Here is a 17,518-nt window from a genome sequence, read left to right on the forward strand (position 1 = left end):
GCCACGCCGGATCCTGAGCAAAAGACAACCCCCGGGGCCCGCGCCTCGGGGGTTTTCTGCGTCCAGCGCGGCGGCCTTCAGTTGCCCTCCCGCTGCGCCAGCCGCAGCGGATGCGCGCGGTAGGTGCCGAGAACCCGCAGGTCGGCCGAGAAATAGGAAAGCTCCTCCAGCGCCCGTGCCAGGCCTGGCTCGTCCGGCCGGCCATCGACATCGGCCAGGAACTGCGTCGCGGTGAAGGCGCCGCCGACCATGTAGCTTTCCAGCTTGGTCATGTTCACGCCGTTGGTCGCGAAGCCGCCCAGTGCCTTGTACAGCGCCGCCGGGATGTTGCGGACGCGGAAGACGAAGGAGGTCACCCAGTCGCCCTCCGGGAAGGGTGGGGCCAAGGGCGTGCGGGAGCAGACGTAGAAGCGCGTGGTGTTGTGCGCCGCGTCCTCCACATTCTTCCGCAGCACCTCCAGCCCGTAGATCTGCGCCGCCAGTTCGGAGGCGATCGCCGCATCCTCCACCCCACCGCGCTCCGCTATCAGCCCGGCCGCCCCGGCGGTATCGGCCTCGATCACCGGTGTCAGGCGCAGCTCCTTCAGCAGCTTCAGCACCTGGCCGAGCGCCACCGGGTGGCTGTGGGCGCGCTTCAGCGTGGCGATGGAGGCGCCCTTGGGCGCCAGCAGGCAATGCTCCACCCGTTCGAAGTGCTCGCCCACCACATGCAGGCCGCTGTCCGGCAGCAGGCGGTGGATGTCCGGCACCCGGCCGGCGAGCGAATTCTCGCAGGGCAGCATCGCCAGGCCCGCGCGATGCTCGCGCACCGCCTCGATCGCTGCCTCGAAGCTGGCGCAGGGCAGGGTGGTCCAGCCCGGATAGGCCTGGCGGCAGGCGAGGTCGGAATAGGCGCCCGGCTGGCCCTGGAAGGCGATGATGTCGGCTTCGGAGATGCTCATGGCGGATCGGTGGTCCTGCAAGCACCGCGGGTTGTCGTCACCGGGGCGCGCCTATATTGTCCGGCAGGTTTTACGGCAGGCCGGGCCGGGCGCAAGTCGCCGGGGCAGGTCCGCATTGCGCTTACGAAGGGTCCACTCCCGGATGAGTCTGGAAGCCAACAAGGTTTTTGCCGCCGTGCTGACGGCTGGCGTCGTGTTCATGGTGTCCGGCGTCATCGGCGGGGCCATCGTCAGTCCGCGCCGACTGGAAACCAGCGCCATCCAGGTGGCGACACCGGAACCCGCCGCCGCGGCCGCCCCGGCAGCCCCGGCGTTGGAGCCGATCGGGCCGCTGCTGGCCGCGGCGAATGCGGACACCGGGCGCCAGCTGGCGCAGCGGGCTTGCGCGTCGTGCCACAACTTCGTCCAGGGCGGGCCGAACGGCGTCGGGCCGAACCTGTGGGCCATCGTCAACCGGGATCACGCGGCCGTGGAGGGCTTCAACTACTCCGCCGCCAACCGCGCCCTGGCCGGCAAGCCCTGGGACTACGAGGCACTGAACGCGTTCATCGCGCGTCCCTCGGCCGCGATGCCGGGCACGCGCATGGCCTATGCCGGCATGTCCAGCACCAGCCAGCGCGCCGATCTCATCGCCTTCTTGCGGACCCTGTCGCCCGAACCGGCGCCGCTGCCCTGAGCCAGGCCGCGGATTTCGTCGCCATCGCCGAAGCCGCGGCGGAGGCGGCCGGTGCCGTCATCCGCCCGCTGTTCCGCTCCGCCCTGCTGGTCGAGGCCAAGGGCGATGCCAGCCCGGTGACGGAGGCGGATCGCGCCGCGGAACGCGCCATCCGCGCCCTGCTCGCCGTGAACCTGCCCGGCCACGGCGTGATCGGCGAGGAATATGGCGAGACCAACCCGGATGCCGAATGGGTCTGGGTGCTGGACCCGATCGACGGCACCCGCGCCTTCGTCACTGGCCGGCTATTGTTCGGCACGCTGATCGGCCTGCTGCACCACGGCGTCCCGGTGCTCGGCCTGATCGACCAGCCGACCACGGGGGAGCGCTGGATCGGCGTGGCGGGCCAGCCCACCACCTTCCGATCCGGCTTCGGCGGCACCCCGCGCTGCCGGCCCTGCCCGGCCCTGGCCGAGGCCGAACTGTCCTGCACCTCGCCCGACATGTTCGATGCGGCCACCGCGCCGCGTTTCGCCGCCGTGAAGGCCGCGGCGCGGCGCACCACCTGGGGCGGGGATTGCTACGCCTACGGTCTGCTGGCGCTCGGCCTGGTGGATGCGGTGGTGGATGCCACCATGAAGCCCTGGGACTGGGCGGCGCTGGTGCCGGTCATCGAGGGAGCCGGCGGCAGTTGCACCGACTGGTCCGGCCGCCCGCTGCGCCTGGATGGCGACGGCACCGTGCTGGCGCTGGGCGACCCCGCCATGCTGCCCGAAGCCTCGCGCCTGCTCGCCGGCTGAGGCGCGCGGTTGCGGTGGCGGGGGGGAACCCCCAAACTACCTGCCATGCGCCGACGCGACCTGCTGACCCTCTCCGCCGCCCTCGGCCTCGCGCCGGGCGCCCTGCATGCCGTCACCCCCGCCGGCGGCAGCGCCGCCCCGGGCGAGGCGATCCGCACCCACGCGCTGTCGCTGCTGGGCGAGCCCGCCCTGCCGGCGGATTTCCCGCACTTTCCCTGGGTGAACCCCGCGGCGCCCAAGGGCGGCGAGATCGCGCTGACCGCGCTGGGGTCCTTCGACACCTTCAACCAGTTCGTGCTGCGCGGCACGCCCGCGGTCGGGCTGAACCTGATCTACGACACGCTGCTGGCGAACAGCACGCATGAGGCCAGCACCGAATACCCCTACCTGGCGCAGTGGATCGACCTGCCGGCGGACCGCCTGTCGATCAGCTTCGACCTGAACCCGGCGGCGCGCTGGCATGACGGCAGGCCGGTCACCGCCGCCGACGTGGTCTTCACCCTCAACGCCCTGCGCACCCATGGCCGCCCCTTCTTCCGGTCCTACTGGGGCGACGTGACGGAGGTGGTGGCCGAGGGCGAGCGCCGCGCGACCTTCCGCTTCCGCAGCACCGAGAACCGCGAACTCGGCCTGATCCTCGGCCAGATGCCGGTGCTGCCGGCGCATTGGTGGGAAGGCCGCGACTTCACCCGCCCCCTGCTCGACCCGCCGCTGGGCTCCGGCCCCTATCGGCTGGAACGCTTCGAGGCCGGGCGCAGCCTTGTCTATGCCCGCGTGCCGGATTGGTGGGCGCGCGACATCCCCTCGCAGAAGGGCACGCAGAACTTCGACCGGCAGCGCTTCGAGTATTTCCGCGACACCACCGTGGCGCTGGAAGCCTTCAAGGCCGGGCAGATCGATTTCCGCACGGAAAACAGCGCCCGCGACTGGGCCACCGGCTACGACTTCCCGGCGATGCGCGTGGGCCTCGCCAAGCAGGACGAGCTGCGCCACGAATTGCCCACCGGCATGCAGGCCTTTGCCGTGAACCTGCGCCGGCCGCTGTTCCAGGACGCCCGGGTGCGCCGCGCGCTGATCGAGTTGTTCGACTACGAGTGGATGAACCGCAACCTGTTCTTCGGCACCTACACGCGGACGCAATCCTACTTCTCGAACTCGGAACTGGCCTCCTCCGGCCTGCCGACGGGCGCGGAACTCGCGGTGCTGGAGCCCTTCCGCGGCCGCATCCCGCCGGAGGTCTTCACCGCCGAGTACAAGCTTCCCGTCACCGATGGCTCAGGCAACAACCGCGAGGGACTGCGCAACGCCTTGCGCCTGTTGCAGGAAGCCGGCTGGCGCGTGCAGAACCGGCGCCTGGTCGGGCCGCAGGGCCAGCCCTTCGAATTCGAGATCCTGCTGCAGGGCGCCACCTTCGAACGCATCGCGCTGCCCTATGTCCAGGCGCTGGAACGCATCGGCATGAGCGTGCGCGTCCGCACCGTGGATCCCTCGCAGTACCAGGCGCGCACGGATGCCTTTGACTACGACATGACCGTCGACGTCATCGGCCAGTCCCTGTCCCCCGGCAACGAACAGCGCGACTTCTTCACCTGCGCCAAGGCGCGCGAGAACGGCAGCCAGAACATCGCCGGCATCTGCGACCCGGTGATCGACGAACTGGTCGAACTGGTCATCAACGCGCCGGACCGCGACCAACTCATCGCCCGCACCCGCGCGCTGGACCGCGTGCTGTTGTGGAACAACTTCATGATCCCGAACTGGCACAGCCGAAGCTTCCGCATCGCCTTCTGGGACAAGTTCGGCCGCCCCGAACGCAACCCGCGCTACGGCCTCGGCCTGGACACCTGGTGGGTCGACTCCGCGCGCGAGACGGCCCTGACCAACGCGCGCCGGGCGCTGTAGGCGGGCATGGGGCGCTTGTGGTTCGCCAGGGGGCTGTCCGCCCCCCGGCACCCCCCGACCAGGTGGCAGGGCCACCTGGACCGCCGGGACCTTGAGCAGAAAGGGAGAGGGGCACGGCAGGACCGCCTGTTCGTCGCGCGCTCCGGCCCCTCTCCCTTTCTGCTCATGATTCAGAGGGTTCCAAGGGGCCGCTGCCCCTTGGCGGGTGGGTGCAGGGAGGGCGGAGCCCTCCTTGCGGGCCGCTAGGCGCAACCCATGGCCGCCTACATCCTCCGTCGCCTGTTGCTCGTGGTGCCGACCCTGCTCGGCATCATCCTGATCAATTTCGCGGTCGTGCAGTTCGCGCCGGGTGGGCCGGTGGAGCAGATGCTGGCGGAGTTGCGGGGCGAGGGGCAGACGCTTGGGCGCCTGACCGGGGAGGGTCCGGGGGAGACGCGGGCGCCGGGTGGGGCCGGGCCGGGCGGGTCGGGGGAGGGGCCGGTCGGCACCTATCGCGGGGCGCGGGGGCTGGACCCGGCGATCGTGGCGGAGATCGAGCAGATCTTCGGCTTCGACAAGCCGGCGCATGTGCGCTTCGGCGAGATGATGGCGGGGTATCTCACCTTCGATTTCGGCCGCAGCCTGTTCCGCGATCGGCCGGTTGTGGACCTGATCTTGGAGAAGATGCCGGTCTCGATCTCGCTGGGGCTGTGGTCGACGCTGATCATCTACCTGGTGTCGATCCCGCTCGGCATCCGCAAGGCCGTGAAGGACGGCACGCGGTTCGATATCTGGACCAGCGGCGTGGTGCTGGTGGGCTATGCGATTCCGGGCTTCCTGTTCGCGATCCTGCTGGTGGTGCTGTTCGCCGGCGGGTCCTTCCTGCAGTGGTTCCCGTTGCGCGGCCTGTCGAGTTCGGGGTCGGAGTTGTGGCCGTTCTGGCAGCGGGCGCTGGATTATGCCTGGCACATGGCGCTGCCGACGCTGGCGCTGGTGATCGGCGGCTTTGCCGGGCTGACGATGCTGACCAAGAACGCGTTCCTGGACGAGATCGGCAAGCACTACGTCGTCACCGCCCGCGCCAAGGGCAACACGGAAACCCGCATCCTGTACGGCCATGTCTTCCGCAACGCGATGCTGCTGATCATCGCCGGCTTCCCGGCGGCCTTCATCAGCATCCTGTTCACCGGCGCGCTGCTGGTGGAGATCGTGTTCTCGCTGGATGGGTTGGGGCTGTTGGGGTTCGAGGCGGCGATCCGGCGTGACTACCCGATCATGTTCGGCACGCTGTACATCTTCACGCTGCTCGGCCTGATCCTGCAGATCGTGGGCGACGTGATGTACACCGTGGTCGATCCGCGCATCGATTTCGAGGCGCGCCGGTGAGCAACCAAGCATGACCCCGATCACGCAGCGCCGCATCGCCAACTTCAAGGCGAACCGTCGCGGCTACTGGTCGATGTGGATCTTCCTGGTGCTGTTCCTGCTCACCCTGTTCGCGGAATTCCTGGCGAATGACCGGCCGCTGGTGGCGCGCATCGAGGATCGCTGGCTGTTCCCGGTGGCGGTCGGCGGCTACGCCGAGAGCGACGTGCTGCCGGACGGCCTTCCCATCACCATGGATTGGCACGACCCGGAATTGCGGGCGGAGTTCGAGGAGCGCGGCGGCTGGGCGATCTGGCCGCTGATCCCCTACCGGCATGATTCCGTGGTGCGCGACGTGGGCCAGCCCTCGCCGGCGCCGCCCTCCGCGAAGAACTGGCTCGGCACGGATGACCAGAGCCGGGACGTGCTGGCGCGGGTGATCTACGGCTTCCGCCTGTCGGTGCTGTTCGGCTTCACGCTGACCCTTGTCAGCTCCGTGGTCGGGATCGCGGCGGGGGCGGTGCAGGGGTATTACGGCGGCTGGGTCGATCTCGGCTTCCAGCGCTTCATCGAGGTCTGGTCGGGGATGCCGCAACTGTACCTGCTCATCATCCTGGCAAGCGTCATCGAGCCGAGCTTCCTGACCCTGCTGGTCTTCCTGCTGCTGTTCTCCTGGATGAGCCTGACCGGCGTGGTGCGGGCGGAATTCCTGCGCGGCCGCAACCTGGACTATGTGCGGGCGGCGCGGGCGCTTGGCGTCTCCGACGCGGCGCTGATGACGCGCCACATCCTGCCCAACGCGATGGTGGCGACGCTGACGTTTCTGCCGTTCATCCTCTCGGGATCGGTCACCGTGCTGGCCAGCCTGGATTTTCTCGGGTTCGGCCTGCCGCCGGGCTCGCCCTCGCTGGGGGAGCTGGTGAACCAGGGCAAGAACAACCTCCAGGCGCCGTGGCTGGCGATCACCGGCTTCTTCGTGCTCGGCGGGATGCTGACACTGCTGATCTTCGTGGGCGAGGCGGTGCGCGATGCCTTCGACCCGCGCAAGCTGCCGGGTGGCGCCACATGACGCCCCTGCTGGACGTGCAGGACCTTTCGGTTGCCTTCGGCCCCAAGCGCGTGGTGAGGGGCGTGTCCTTCACCGTGGCGCGGGGGGAGACGGTGGCGCTGGTCGGCGAGAGCGGCAGCGGCAAGTCCGTCACCGCGCTGTCCTGCCTGCGGCTGCTCGCCGGCGCCGGCCACAACCCGGAAGGCCGCATCACGCTGGACGGCACGGATGTGCTCTCGGCGCAGGGGGAGGCGCTGCGGCGGCTGCGCGGCGGCGTCGCCGGGATGGTGTTCCAGGAGCCGATGACCTCGCTGAACCCGCTGCACACGGTGGGTCGCCAGGTGTCGGAGGCGGTGACCCTGCATCGCAACCTGTCCGGCGATGCGCTGCGCGCCCGGGTGGTGGAGCTGCTGACGCGGGCCGGCTTCCCGCAGGCGGAGGCGCGCCTCAACGCCTATCCGCACCAGTTGTCCGGTGGCCAGCGGCAGCGGGTGATGATCGCGGTGGCGCTGGCCAACGATCCGGCGCTGCTGATCGCGGACGAGCCGACCACGGCGCTCGACGTCACCATCCAGGCGCAGATCCTGGAACTGCTGGCCGACCTGAAGCGCCGGCTGTCCATGGCCGTGCTGCTGATCACGCACGACCTCCAGATCGTCCGCCGCCACGCCGACCGCGTGGTGGTGATGCGGCATGGGGAGGCGGTGGAGACCGGGCCGGTGGCCGAGATCTTCGGCGACCCGCAGCACGACTACACCAGGATGCTGCTGGCCACCCAGCCGCGCGGCCGCCCGCAGCCGGTGGCGCCGGGTGCGGAGACGCTGCTCCAGGGCGAGCAGGTGAAGGTCCACTTCCCGATCCGGGCCGGCCTCCTGCGGCGCACCGTCGGCCAGGTGAAGGCGGTGGACGGTGTTTCCCTTTCCATCCGTGAGGGTGAGACGGTGGGCCTGGTGGGCGAGAGCGGCAGCGGCAAGACGACGCTCGGCCTGGCCCTGCTCCGCCTCGAATCCAGCGAGGGGCCGATCACCTTCGAGGGCAGCGGCATCCAGGGCCTGTCCCGCAAGCAGCTGCGCCCGCTGCGGCGGCGCATGCAGATCGTCTTCCAGGACCCCTATGGCAGCCTGTCGCCGCGCATGACGGTGGCGGAGATCATCGGCGAGGGGCTGCGCGTCCACGAAAACCTTTCGCCGCGCGACTCGGAAAAGCGCGTGGGCGCGGTGCTGGAGGAGGTGGGCCTCGATGCCTCCATGCTCGCCCGCTACCCGCATGAGTTCAGCGGCGGCCAGCGCCAGCGCATCGCCATCGCCCGCGCCCTGGTGCTGAAGCCGCGGCTGGTGGTGCTGGACGAGCCGACCAGCGCGCTGGATGTCTCGGTCCAGGCGCAGGTGGTGGACCTGCTGCGGGACCTGCAGGCGCGGCACAAGCTGGCTTATTTGTTCATCTCGCACGACCTGCGCGTGGTGCGCGCGCTGGCGCACCGCATCATCGTGCTGAAGGACGGACGGGTGGTGGAGGAAGGCGAGGCGCAGGCGGTTGTCGAGGCGCCGCAACAGCCCTACACGCGCGCCCTGATGGCCGCCGCCTTCGACCTGGCCGCCACGCCTGGGGATGTGCGGCAATGAGCGAGGCGGAAGATGCGGTGATGCCGCCGCTGGACCGGCTGAAGCAGTTGCTGGATGCGCAGCAGGTGAAGCTCGGCGTGCATATCCGCAAGATGAACTCGCCCGGCAGCCCGGTGTATCGCTACGGCGAGAACATCTGGCCGGCCGCGACCATCCTGGTGACCTCCTTCGCCGGCACCGCGCTGGTGCACTACTACCTGGGCGGCGCGATCCTGGCGGTGGGCTGCTGGTGGTGGCTGTCCAAGGTGCAGCCGCGCATCCGCGACGGCGTGTTCGAGCGCGCCACCGCCTGGGCCCTGCAATCGGACGAGCATTTCGACGCGCTCTGGGCCAAGGGCGTGCTCAGCCTTTACGCCGAACTGCCGGACGGCCGGAAATTCGCCGCGGCCCGGCGCGACGACTGGCGCGGCTTCGCGCGGCTGGTCTTCCGGGAAACCAATTCGGCGAAGGATGCCGCCTGATGGCCGTGCTGCTGTCCACCAAGCCCGCCGCCATGGCGATGTGGCGCGATGCGCTGCTGGCGCTGGACCCCGGCCTCGAGATCCGCATGTTCCCCGATTCCGGCGACCTGGCCGCGATCGAGGCCGCGGTGGTCTGGACGGCGCATGACATGGCGGAGCTGCGGCGCTACCCGAACCTGCGCCTCATCGTCTCCATGGGCGCCGGCGTGGACCATCTGCTGCGCCCGCCGGGGCCGCCGCCGGGCATTCCGGTGGCGCGGCTCGTGGACCGCATGCTGACCAGCCAGATGGGCGAGTGGGTGCTGCTGAACGTGCTGCGCTTCCACCGCCAGGACCTGGACTACCGGGACCTGCAACGCGAGAAGGTCTGGCACGAACTGCCGGCCCCGGTGACGGCCGAAACCCCGGTCGGCTTCCTCGGCCTGGGCGAGCTTGGCACCCATGCCGCGGGGTTGCTGCGCGGCCTCGGCTTCCCGGTGATGGGCTGGTCGCGGCGTCCGAAGCAGGTGGCGGGGGTCGAGACCTTCCACGGGGCGGAGGGCCTGGCGGCCATGGCGGCGCGCAGCCGCATCCTGGTCTGCCTGCTGCCGCTGACGCCGGAAACCCGTGGCATCGTCGACGCTCGCCTGCTCGGCCTGCTGCCGCGTGGCGCCTTCGTCATCAACGGGGCCCGGGGCGGGCATGTGGTGGACGCGGATCTGCTGGCGGCGCTTGAATCAGGACAGGTGGCCGGTGCCGCGCTCGACGTCTTCGCGCCGGAACCGCTGCCGGCGGACCACCCCTACTGGGCGCATCCGCGTGTGGTGATGACCCCGCACGCGGCCAGCATCACCATCCCCGAAAGCGCCGCGCCGCAGGTGGTCGAGAACCTCCGGCGCGCCAGAGCCGGCGAGCCGCTGCTGAACCTTGTGGACTTCGCCGCCGGCTACTGATTTCAGCCGGTCTTGCGGGCGTCGTTGTCGGCCACCACCGTCTCCCGCGCCGTCTGCTCCGCCTGCGTCATGATGCTGCGCATGTCGCGCAGGAAGGCGGCACCCTTGAGGGTGCGCTGGACCAGCACGCTGCGGCGGTCCATCGGGTCGACCTTCCGACGCGCCAGGTCGAGCTCTCCCAGCCGGTCGAGTGCGCGGGTGATGGCAGGCTTCGAAACGTTCAGCTCGGCCGCCAGGCCGCGGACGGTGTGGGGGCCGTCCGTCAGGTAGACCGTCAGGAAGACGCCCAGTTGGCGGGCCGATAGGTCCGGCCCATCGCGGCGCACCAGCGCCACGACCGTGTCGCGCAGGATCCCCACCAGCTGGTCGGAAGATGCTTGGTTGGCCATTCTGTCTAATCCTTATTCGGCGTGCCCGCGGCTGGCTGACGCCGCCTTGTCTGCGACGCCGCTTCGGCCAGTGGCACGCCCGATGTTGTCCCGCCTCGCGAAGGGTGCTGCTCCGACATGCCCTTGTCAGAGCGCCGCGAGCCAGAAAGTTCCTGTTCCATCTCGAATTCGTTACCGGTCTACCGGTGTTGCGCGGCAGCAAGCGCCGAGATCGCCGCGGACAGCGCACGCGCCGCCTGGATTTCGCCACCCTCCGGGCGTCCGGGGCGCCCCGAGTCGTTCCACGCATACAGGTCCAGATGGGCCCAACGGACCTCCTTCGGCACGAAATGCCGCAGGAACAGGGCCGCGACCACGGCGCCCGCCATTGGCTTGCTGCTGACGTTGTTCAGGTCCGCAACGGGACTGTCCAGCCACGAAACGTAGTTTTCCGCGAGCGGGAGCTGCCACACGGGATCGTGATTCGCCAAACCGGCCTGCAGCACCGCTTGGGTCAAACTGTTTTCGTTGCAGAACAGGGCGGGCAGGTCCGGCCCCAGCGCGACACGGGCCGCGCCGGTCAATGTCGCCGCGTCCAGCAGCAGGTCCGGCTGCTGTTCGGCCGCGTAGGCCAGCAGGTCCGCCAGCACCAGGCGGCCCTCTGCGTCGGTGTTGCCGATCTCCACCGTCAGCCCCTTCCGGGTGCGGATGACGTCGAGCGGCCGGAACGAGGTGCCGGAGACGCTGTTTTCCACCGCGCCCACCAGCAGCAGCAGGCGGATCGGCGCGCGGGCGCGCATCAGCATCTCCGCCGTCGCGATCATCGCCGCGGCGCCGCCCATGTCCTTCTTCATGCGCAGCATGCCGGCGGCCGGCTTCAGGTCCAGCCCGCCGCTGTCGAAGCACACGCCCTTGCCGCACAGCGCCACCAGCGGGCCATCGGCGGCGCCCTGCCAGCGCAGGACGGCGACGCGCGGCGCCCGCGGACTGCCCTGGCCCACGGCAGCGACGGCGGGGAAGCCAGTTTCCAGCGCCTCGCCCGAGATCACCTCGAAGGCGGCGTCATGGGCGGCGGCGAGGCGGCCCACGGCGTCCGCCAGTTCGGCCGGGCCCAGGTGGTTGGCCGGCTGGTTCACCAGGTCGCGCCCGGCGTGGATGGCGGCGGCCTGCTGCTGCGCCGCTTCGGTGCCGGGCATCGCCAGCAACTGCGCCGGCCGCCGCCCCGGCTTCGATTTCAGCCCGGTGAAGCGGTAGGCGCCGAGACACCAGCCGAGGGTCGCCGCCACCGGGTCCGGCGCCCCCTCGATCCGCCAGGTCGAGTCCTCGGGCAGCGCGAAGGGCAGGGCGCCGAAGGCCCAGGGGCTGCCGGCGGCCGATTGGTCCTCGCCCAGGCCGAGCACGGCGCCGGCCAGCCCGGATTCGCCCGGGAGAAGCTGCCATTCCTGCGCCCGGCCGGTGAAGCCGCTGGCCCGAAGGAAGTTGGCGGCGATCGGCGGCAATCGATCCAGCAGCGCCGGCAGGCTGGCCGGGGCGACGGCATGAAGCGGCAGCGCGGATTCAGCGGATGTGACAAGGCCGGGCAGCATGAAACCTCCAGTTGATTTGGTTGGCATGAAGTTCCGCTTTCACGATCAGGCAGAACAATATTCCGTGATAGTTTCGCAGAAGATCCGAAACACTACCGGAATCGGACAGCCTCCCGATTAGTTAATTTCTCCGCGTCGCCTCGCGATGATACCGCCGCTACATGCGGATATTGCTTTGGTACTGGGGCCGTCGCGGCGGTGGGGCACAATTCACGCTCGGGCTGGCGCGCGCCCTGGCGGCACGCCCGGAGATCGACCTGCGCCTGTCGTTGTCCGCGCAGGGCGAAATGCTGGGCGATTTCGAGGCGCTGCGCCGGCCGATTGCCATGGTCGACACCTACCGTGACCTGACCGGCTTCGCCACCGGCCTCGCCCGGCTTCCGCTGTTGCGCCGGCGGTTCCTGGCGGCGGCGCAGGAGGCCGATGTCGTGGTGTCCAGCATGGCGCATCTCTGGACTCCTTTGGTGGCACCTGGACTGGCGCAGCCGGCCCAAAGGCGGCCCGCCTACGTCCCCGTCATCCACGACGCGGCGCCGCATCCGGGCGACCCGGCCTGGGCCTGGGACTGGCGGCTGGGCCGGGAACTGCGCAGCGCGCGCGCCGCCGTGGCCCTGTCCGACACCGTCGCCGCATCGCTCGCGGCCCGTGCGCCAGGGCTGCCGCTGATCCGCATGCCACTGCCCGCGCTGCTCACCGGCGCCGCGCCCGCGCGCACCGCCAGGCCCGCCAACCCGCCGGGACAGCTTCGGCTGCTGTTCTTCGGCCGCCTGCAGACCTACAAGGGCCTGGACCTGCTGCGCGACGCCTTCCGCATCCTGCACGGCGCCCATCCGGGGGTGAGCCTGCGCGTGGTCGGCGAGGGTGAGGCCGGGGCCGGTCTCGCGGAGTTGCCCGGCGTGCAGTTCGAGCGCCGCTGGGTGCCGGAATCGGAAATCCCGGACCTGCTGGCAGCCGCGGACGCGGTGGTGCTGCCCTATCGCGAGGCCAGCCAGTCCGGCGTCGTGCCGCAGGCGCTGGCCATGGGGGTTCCGGTGGTCGCAACCCCGGTCGGTGGGCTGCGCGAACAGGTGCGGCCCGGCGCGGGTGGCGTGCTGGCCGCCGCGGTGGATGCGGCGGCGCTGGCCGAGGCGCTGGCCGGGCTGCTCGACCCGGCCCGGCTCGAATCGCTGCGGCGCGAGGCCGCCGCGGTCGGCGCCGCGCAGGCCGACTGGACCGGCGCCGCCGAGGCCCTGGTCGGCGGCCTGGCCCGCGTCCTGCGTCCGGAGCAGCAATCCAGCCCCGTTCCGAACCGGGCGCCGTCCAACCGTCAGGCCAGCAGCCGGCCCACCCGGTCCAGCAGCGCCACGGCGGTGTAGGGCTTGCCGAGGAAATTGACGCCCTCGTCCAGCCGGCCCTGGTGGATGATGGCGTTGCGCGTGTAGCCGGTGGTGAACAGCACCGGCAGCAGCGGACGGCGGGCCAGCGCCGCCGCGGCCACTTCGCGCCCGTTCATCGGACCGGCCAGCACCACGTCGGTGAACAGCAGCGTCACCTCGGGGTGGGCCTCCAGCAGCGCCAGGGCGGTCGGGCCATCGGCGGCGGCGAGCACGCGGTAGCCCGCCTCCTCCAGCGCCGTCACGGCGAAGTCCCGCACCATCGATTCATCCTCGACCACGAGCACGGCGCCGCCGAAATGGGCGACGTCGGAGACCGGGCGCGGGATCTCCGGCGGAGGCGGCAGGGCGGCGGCCTCCGCATCGCGCAGCCGGGGCAGGTACAGCTTCACCGTGCTGCCCTGCCCGGGTTCGCTGTAGATCGCGGCATGACCGCCGGATTGCCGGGCGAAGCCATACACCTGGCTCAGCCCGAGCCCGGTGCCCTGGCCGACCGGCTTGGTGGTGAAGAACGGCTCGAAGGCCCGGCTGATGACATCGGCGGACATGCCGGTGCCGGTGTCGGTGACGCAGATCGCCACATACTGCCCGGGCACCAGATCCTCCCGCCCCGCGACATAGGCCTCGTCCAGGTGGACGTTCGCGGTCTCGATGGTCAGCTTGCCGCCGGCGGTCATGGCGTCGCGCGCATTCACCGCCAGGTTCAGCAGCGAGGATTCCAGCTGGTTCGGGTCGGCATGGGTGCGCCACAATCCGCCGGCCAGCACGGTCTCGATCTCGATGTCCTCGCCCAGGGTGCGGCGCAGCAGGTCGGACATGCCGGCCACCAGCCGGTTGGCATCCACCACCTCCGGCGCCAGCGGCTGCTGGCGGGAGAAGGCGAGCAGCCGCTGGGTCAGCGCCGCGGCCCGGTTCGCGCCTTCCGCCGCGTTGTCGAGGCTGCGGCGCAGCCGATCCTGCACCGGCTCCTCCGCCGGCGTGCAGGGCAACTCGCCCAGGCGACGGCGGGCGAGCGCCAGGTTGCCCAGCACCACGGTCAGCAGGTTGTTGAAATCATGCGCGACGCCGCCGGTCAGCCGGCCCACCGCCTCCATCTTCTGCGACTGCCGCAGCTGCGCTTCCGCCCGGGCGCGGCCGGCGGCGGCGGCCATCAGCCGGGCGTTGGTTTCCGCCAGGTCGCGGGTGCGCTCGCCGACGCGGGCTTCCAGCGCATCGTTCAGCCGGCGCAGATCCTCCTCCCGGCCATGCAGGCTGCGGGCCGCCTCGGCGAGGGCGGCGCTGATGCCGGCGACCTCGTCGACCCGCGTCGGCACCGGCGCCACCTGTTCCCCCCGCCCCATCGCCACCGCCTGGGCGGCGAGCAGGCGCATCGGGTGGGCAATGCGGTGCGCGACCAGCAGCGCCAGCATCACGGAGACCGCGGCCAGGGCCGCGCCGACCCCGCCGAGCAGCAGCAGCGTGCGGCGCAGCGGCCCGGTCAGCACCGCATCCGGCACGCCGACGGCGATGCGCCAGCCGGCGATGGCGGAGCGCGCATAGGTGCCCAGGACCGCCGTGCCCTCGGCCGTGGTGCCGCGCCAGGTGCCCTCCCACCCGGTGGTGTTGGCCTGCAGGTCGGCGGTGGCGGATTGGCCGACGAAGTCATCGTGCCGCGCGTTGCGCGCCAGGATGCGGCCGGCGCCATCCACCACGGCAAGCGTCCAGCCTTCCGGCGCCTGGCGGTCCTCCAGCACCTGGCGGATGCGGGCCGCGGGCGCGCTGAGGCTGAGGAACAGCGGGGCGGCCCAGCCCTCCACCGGCACAGGCACCGGCACCGGCAGTTCCACCGCGAACATCGGCATCTGCACGGCCACGCCCTCGAACAGGTCGGTCACCACGACGCGGTCCGCATCCGGCTTCGGGCTCGGCAGTGGCGAGTTGGTGGGCGGCGCCGCACCCTCCGGCTGCCAGGCGTTCAGGATCTGCCGGCCGGTCGCGTCGCGCAGCACGGTCGTCACGCCCAGCCGCTCGCGCAGCTCGATGGCCTGGCGATGGAAGTCCGCGAGGTCCCCGGCGCGCAACTGCGGCGACAGGGCCAGCAGGTTCAGGGTCGCCGCCATGCCGTTGAGGTCGCGGTCCACCGCCAGCGCCACGGCGCGCGCGGTATCGAGGGCCGCATCCTCCAGCCGGTGCCGCTCCGCGGTGGCGAAACGGGTCGAGAGGGCGGCGACGAAGACCAGGATGGGCAGTGCCAGGGCCGCGGCGAACAGCGCCAGGTGCCGGCGCACCGGGTACAATCGGGCCGTGCCGCCCGCCGGGCGTGCTTCCGCCGGCTCCGATCGGCCTGGCTCGGACGCAGGGGGGCGAGGCGCGGCCGTGTCCAAGCAGGCTGGCTCCGGACTGCTGGAGGGTGTGGCGGCAATGCGGCGAGGGTGCGGCGGCATTCCGGCTTGCCGCACCCTTCCCATGCCCCCTGGCTTGACGCCGCGCAAGCGGGGGCATCCGGCAGAACCGCCTCCCCGGTCCGGACGCGCGGGTCTTTTGTCGGACCCGGGCCATGTCAAACCGCCTGCGCGTCGCCATATGCAAAGGCTGTTGAGTAGCCGGAACGGCGCCGGTGAACGACGGCGGTGCCGCCGTGGCGGCACCCGGCCTAGGAGCGACCTGCGATGAGCGACCCCCAGCCCGGCCAGCCTGCGTCCCGCGTCGAAATTCCCGCACCGCGCTGGGATGGCCGCCGCGTGCTGTTCGAGGTGCTGGACGAGGACCGGCTGGTGCCCTGCGCGATTTCCATGAACGCGCTGCAGGACATCAGCGAAATGCGCCGCTTCAAGCCGGCCGACCTGATGAAGTGTTTCGAGACGGTGCGGCCGAAGATCGAGGCGATCGCGCTGGACAAGCACCGTGCCCGATCCGATGCTGCCTCCGGCCTTTTGAACATCTGGTCGGACGACATCGACGATGCGGCCGAGGCCGCCCGGCCTGACTGAATTCACCGACACCCGAGACAAGGACGACCGCCATGGCCAAGGGCCAGCTCCGCTCCAACCGCGAAGCCAAGAAACCGAAGGCGGCGAAGAAGCCGGAAGCCGCCCCGGCCTCCGCCTTCACCCGCGAGCCGACCAAGAAGGCCCCCCCCGCCAAGGGGAGCTGACCTCCGGCCGCCGTCAGGCCACCAGGCGGCGTTCCGCCTTCAGGCAACGAGACGGCGTTCCGCCTTCAGGCAACGAGACGGCGTTCCGCCTTCAGGCAACGAGACGGCGTTCCGCCTTCAGGCAACGAGACGGCGTTCCGCCGTGGGCGGCAGGAAGGCGTCGGTATAGACATCCTCCGGCTTCAGCTTCGGCGTCATGCCATAGGCTTCCTCCACCGCCGCGAGGCCGAGCTGGAAGCGGGAGGGCACGACGGAGGACAGGCCGTTGGCGGTGACGTGGGGCGAGGCGATCTGCTCCCGGAATGAGACCTCCTGCCGCTCGGCCTCGATCGCAACGTCGGTCAGCGGCTCCGCCGCCTTCAGCCCGGCGATGCAGGCGGCCGGGTCGGCATAGGCGGCCTGCAGGGACCGGATGCCGCCGCGCACCACGGCGCGCACCAGCTCCGGGTTGCGCCGCGCATAGTCCCGCGTGGTCAGCCAGCAGGTGCCGTACAGCGGCAGGCCGAAATCGCGGTACCAGAGGATGCGCTGCTGCGGCCAATCCATGCCCAGCGCCTTCAGCGACATGCCGGTACTGGTGGCGGCCCGGGTGATGCCCTCCGCCCGTCCCTGCACCAGCATCGGCTCCCGCAGCTCGGGTCGCACCGTCAGCCAGTTGACCTTGGACGCGTCGAAGCCGGCGGCGCGGGCGAAGGCGGGAAAGATCTGGCGGCCGGCGTCGCTGTCCGGCGCGGCCAGGGTGCGGCCTTCGAAATCCTTCGGCGTGCGGATCGGGCCCTCGGCGCGGACGGTGGCGCAGAGCAGGCTGCGGTCGCCGAACACGCCGACGACGACCAGGCCGGCGTTCGGGTTCTCGGCGATGAACTTGATCACCGGGTTGATGTCGGCCTGCGCGATCTCGTAGGCGCCGCCGGCGACGTCGATCGGGACGCGGCCGGAGCCGAAGCCGCGGTCGATCTGGATGTCGATGCCGGCGTCGCGGAAGAAGTTGCGCTGGCGGCCGAACAGCATGAAGGCGTTGGGCCCCTGGAACGCCCAGTCCACCTGGTACTTCACCCGTGGCAGGGCGGCCTGCCCGTGGCCGATGCGCGGGGTGGCGAGGAGGGAGACACCGGCGGCGAGGCCGAGTTGGCGGCGGGACAGGCTCATGCGGCGAGACCCTTTCGAGACCGGGACCGCGGGGATACGCGGGCCGCCGGCGAAGGATCCGGCGAAGGACCTGGCAGCAAGTGGTGTGCCAGGACCTGATCCTCGCAAGTTCGCCGATGCCGCCGCGGTTGCAGGCAGGCCGCCCAGCATTCTGGCGCGGAAAGCGGCAGGACCACAGGCTCAAGCCGCGCCGGCCGGCGCTCG

At 71.0% G+C, this 17,518-nt stretch carries 16 protein-coding genes; 11 read left to right on the forward strand and 5 right to left on the reverse strand.

Annotated features, from left to right (window positions below):
• Positions 1 to 77 precede the first annotated feature (77 nt).
• Positions 78 to 941, reverse strand: coding sequence for a prephenate dehydratase (locus ACFHPP_RS22280; protein ID WP_437165437.1), 864 nt, complete (start codon positions 939 to 941; stop codon positions 78 to 80).
• Between the two features lie 142 nt (positions 942 to 1,083).
• Between ACFHPP_RS22280 and ACFHPP_RS22285 the strand changes: the two genes are divergently transcribed.
• The 8 genes from ACFHPP_RS22285 to ACFHPP_RS22320 all read left to right on the forward strand — a co-directional run bounded on the left by ACFHPP_RS22285 (position 1,084) and on the right by ACFHPP_RS22320 (position 9,705).
• Complete coding sequence (locus ACFHPP_RS22285) at positions 1,084 to 1,617, forward strand: c-type cytochrome (RefSeq protein ID WP_437165438.1); 534 nt, start codon at positions 1,084 to 1,086, stop codon at positions 1,615 to 1,617.
• Entirely contained in the window at positions 1,614 to 2,396 is a 783-nt protein-coding gene (locus tag ACFHPP_RS22290; protein WP_437165509.1) for an inositol monophosphatase family protein, read from the forward strand. The genes ACFHPP_RS22285 and ACFHPP_RS22290 overlap by 4 nt, the downstream gene beginning before the upstream one ends.
• Positions 2,397 to 2,441: 45 nt before the next feature.
• Positions 2,442 to 4,298 carry an extracellular solute-binding protein gene (locus ACFHPP_RS22295; protein WP_437165439.1) on the forward strand — a complete coding sequence of 619 codons (1,857 nt, stop codon included), beginning with the start codon at positions 2,442 to 2,444 and terminating at the stop codon, positions 4,296 to 4,298.
• A 255-nt stretch (positions 4,299 to 4,553) separates the two neighbouring features.
• Positions 4,554 to 5,663 (forward strand): microcin C ABC transporter permease YejB, encoded by a 1,110-nt coding sequence (locus ACFHPP_RS22300; protein ID WP_430672205.1) that lies wholly within the window; start codon positions 4,554 to 4,556, stop codon positions 5,661 to 5,663.
• 10 nt (positions 5,664 to 5,673) lie between these two features.
• Positions 5,674 to 6,711 carry an ABC transporter permease gene (locus ACFHPP_RS22305; RefSeq protein WP_437165440.1) on the forward strand — a complete coding sequence of 346 codons (1,038 nt, stop codon included), beginning with the start codon at positions 5,674 to 5,676 and terminating at the stop codon, positions 6,709 to 6,711.
• A complete protein-coding gene (locus tag ACFHPP_RS22310; RefSeq protein ID WP_437165441.1) occupies positions 6,708 to 8,312 on the forward strand; it encodes an ABC transporter ATP-binding protein in 1,605 nt (534 codons plus the stop codon). Before ACFHPP_RS22305 ends, ACFHPP_RS22310 begins: the two co-directional genes overlap by 4 nt.
• Positions 8,309 to 8,773, forward strand: a complete 465-nt coding sequence (locus tag ACFHPP_RS22315; protein WP_437165442.1) for a hypothetical protein — start codon at positions 8,309 to 8,311, stop codon at positions 8,771 to 8,773. The genes ACFHPP_RS22310 and ACFHPP_RS22315 overlap by 4 nt, the downstream gene beginning before the upstream one ends.
• Complete coding sequence (locus tag ACFHPP_RS22320) at positions 8,773 to 9,705, forward strand: 2-hydroxyacid dehydrogenase (RefSeq protein WP_437165443.1); 933 nt, start codon at positions 8,773 to 8,775, stop codon at positions 9,703 to 9,705. The genes ACFHPP_RS22315 and ACFHPP_RS22320 overlap by 1 nt, the downstream gene beginning before the upstream one ends.
• Before the next feature lie 2 nt (positions 9,706 to 9,707).
• Here the strand turns inward: ACFHPP_RS22320 and ACFHPP_RS22325 are convergent, their stop codons facing one another.
• Positions 9,708 to 10,094, reverse strand: a complete 387-nt coding sequence (locus ACFHPP_RS22325; protein WP_430672200.1) for a MarR family transcriptional regulator — start codon at positions 10,092 to 10,094, stop codon at positions 9,708 to 9,710.
• 179 nt (positions 10,095 to 10,273) lie between these two features.
• Entirely contained in the window at positions 10,274 to 11,659 is a 1,386-nt protein-coding gene (locus ACFHPP_RS22330; RefSeq protein ID WP_437165444.1) for a leucyl aminopeptidase family protein, read from the reverse strand.
• A gap of 161 nt (positions 11,660 to 11,820) precedes the next feature.
• Between ACFHPP_RS22330 and ACFHPP_RS22335 the strand changes: the two genes are divergently transcribed.
• Positions 11,821 to 13,014: a glycosyltransferase family 4 protein gene (locus tag ACFHPP_RS22335; RefSeq protein ID WP_437165445.1), complete on the forward strand. Its 1,194-nt coding sequence runs from the start codon at positions 11,821 to 11,823 to the stop codon at positions 13,012 to 13,014.
• Here ACFHPP_RS22335 and ACFHPP_RS22340 read toward each other — a convergent pair.
• Positions 12,966 to 15,299, reverse strand: a complete 2,334-nt coding sequence (locus tag ACFHPP_RS22340; protein ID WP_437165446.1) for an ATP-binding protein — start codon at positions 15,297 to 15,299, stop codon at positions 12,966 to 12,968. The genes ACFHPP_RS22335 and ACFHPP_RS22340 overlap by 49 nt on opposite strands.
• Before the next feature lie 381 nt (positions 15,300 to 15,680).
• Between ACFHPP_RS22340 and ACFHPP_RS22345 the strand changes: the two genes are divergently transcribed.
• Together ACFHPP_RS22345 and ACFHPP_RS22350 are read left to right on the forward strand one after the other, a co-directional pair.
• Entirely contained in the window at positions 15,681 to 16,001 is a 321-nt protein-coding gene (locus tag ACFHPP_RS22345) for a DUF1488 family protein (RefSeq protein WP_437165447.1), read from the forward strand.
• A gap of 32 nt (positions 16,002 to 16,033) precedes the next feature.
• Positions 16,034 to 16,165, forward strand: coding sequence for a hypothetical protein (locus ACFHPP_RS22350; RefSeq protein WP_430672195.1), 132 nt, complete (start codon positions 16,034 to 16,036; stop codon positions 16,163 to 16,165).
• A 117-nt stretch (positions 16,166 to 16,282) separates the two neighbouring features.
• On the opposite strand, the gene ACFHPP_RS22355 is transcribed toward ACFHPP_RS22350, so the two are convergent.
• Positions 16,283 to 17,314: an ABC transporter substrate-binding protein gene (locus tag ACFHPP_RS22355; protein WP_437165448.1), complete on the reverse strand. Its 1,032-nt coding sequence runs from the start codon at positions 17,312 to 17,314 to the stop codon at positions 16,283 to 16,285.
• Positions 17,315 to 17,518: the final 204 nt, after the last annotated feature.

The organism is Falsiroseomonas sp. E2-1-a20 (genome assembly GCF_051433195.1).
Classification (GTDB): domain Bacteria; phylum Pseudomonadota; class Alphaproteobacteria; order Acetobacterales; family Acetobacteraceae; genus Falsiroseomonas.

Bases quoted from the DNA above. Each gene is read 5' to 3' on its own strand.
- ACFHPP_RS22280 (WP_437165437.1), bottom strand. From the start codon at position 941: ATGAGCATCTCCGAAGCCGACATCATCGCCTTCCAGGGCCAGCCGGGC.
- ACFHPP_RS22285 (WP_437165438.1), top strand. From the start codon at position 1,084: ATGAGTCTGGAAGCCAACAAGGTTTTTGCCGCCGTGCTGACGGCTGGC.
- ACFHPP_RS22295 (WP_437165439.1), top strand. From the start codon at position 2,442: ATGCGCCGACGCGACCTGCTGACCCTCTCCGCCGCCCTCGGCCTCGCG.
- ACFHPP_RS22300 (WP_430672205.1), top strand. From the start codon at position 4,554: ATGGCCGCCTACATCCTCCGTCGCCTGTTGCTCGTGGTGCCGACCCTG.
- ACFHPP_RS22305 (WP_437165440.1), top strand. From the start codon at position 5,674: ATGACCCCGATCACGCAGCGCCGCATCGCCAACTTCAAGGCGAACCGT.
- ACFHPP_RS22310 (WP_437165441.1), top strand. From the start codon at position 6,708: ATGACGCCCCTGCTGGACGTGCAGGACCTTTCGGTTGCCTTCGGCCCC.
- ACFHPP_RS22315 (WP_437165442.1), top strand. From the start codon at position 8,309: ATGAGCGAGGCGGAAGATGCGGTGATGCCGCCGCTGGACCGGCTGAAG.
- ACFHPP_RS22320 (WP_437165443.1), top strand. From the start codon at position 8,773: ATGGCCGTGCTGCTGTCCACCAAGCCCGCCGCCATGGCGATGTGGCGC.
- ACFHPP_RS22325 (WP_430672200.1), bottom strand. From the start codon at position 10,094: ATGGCCAACCAAGCATCTTCCGACCAGCTGGTGGGGATCCTGCGCGAC.
- ACFHPP_RS22330 (WP_437165444.1), bottom strand. From the start codon at position 11,659: ATGCTGCCCGGCCTTGTCACATCCGCTGAATCCGCGCTGCCGCTTCAT.
- ACFHPP_RS22335 (WP_437165445.1), top strand. From the start codon at position 11,821: ATGCGGATATTGCTTTGGTACTGGGGCCGTCGCGGCGGTGGGGCACAA.
- ACFHPP_RS22345 (WP_437165447.1), top strand. From the start codon at position 15,681: ATGAGCGACCCCCAGCCCGGCCAGCCTGCGTCCCGCGTCGAAATTCCC.
- ACFHPP_RS22350 (WP_430672195.1), top strand. From the start codon at position 16,034: ATGGCCAAGGGCCAGCTCCGCTCCAACCGCGAAGCCAAGAAACCGAAG.
- ACFHPP_RS22355 (WP_437165448.1), bottom strand. From the start codon at position 17,314: ATGAGCCTGTCCCGCCGCCAACTCGGCCTCGCCGCCGGTGTCTCCCTC.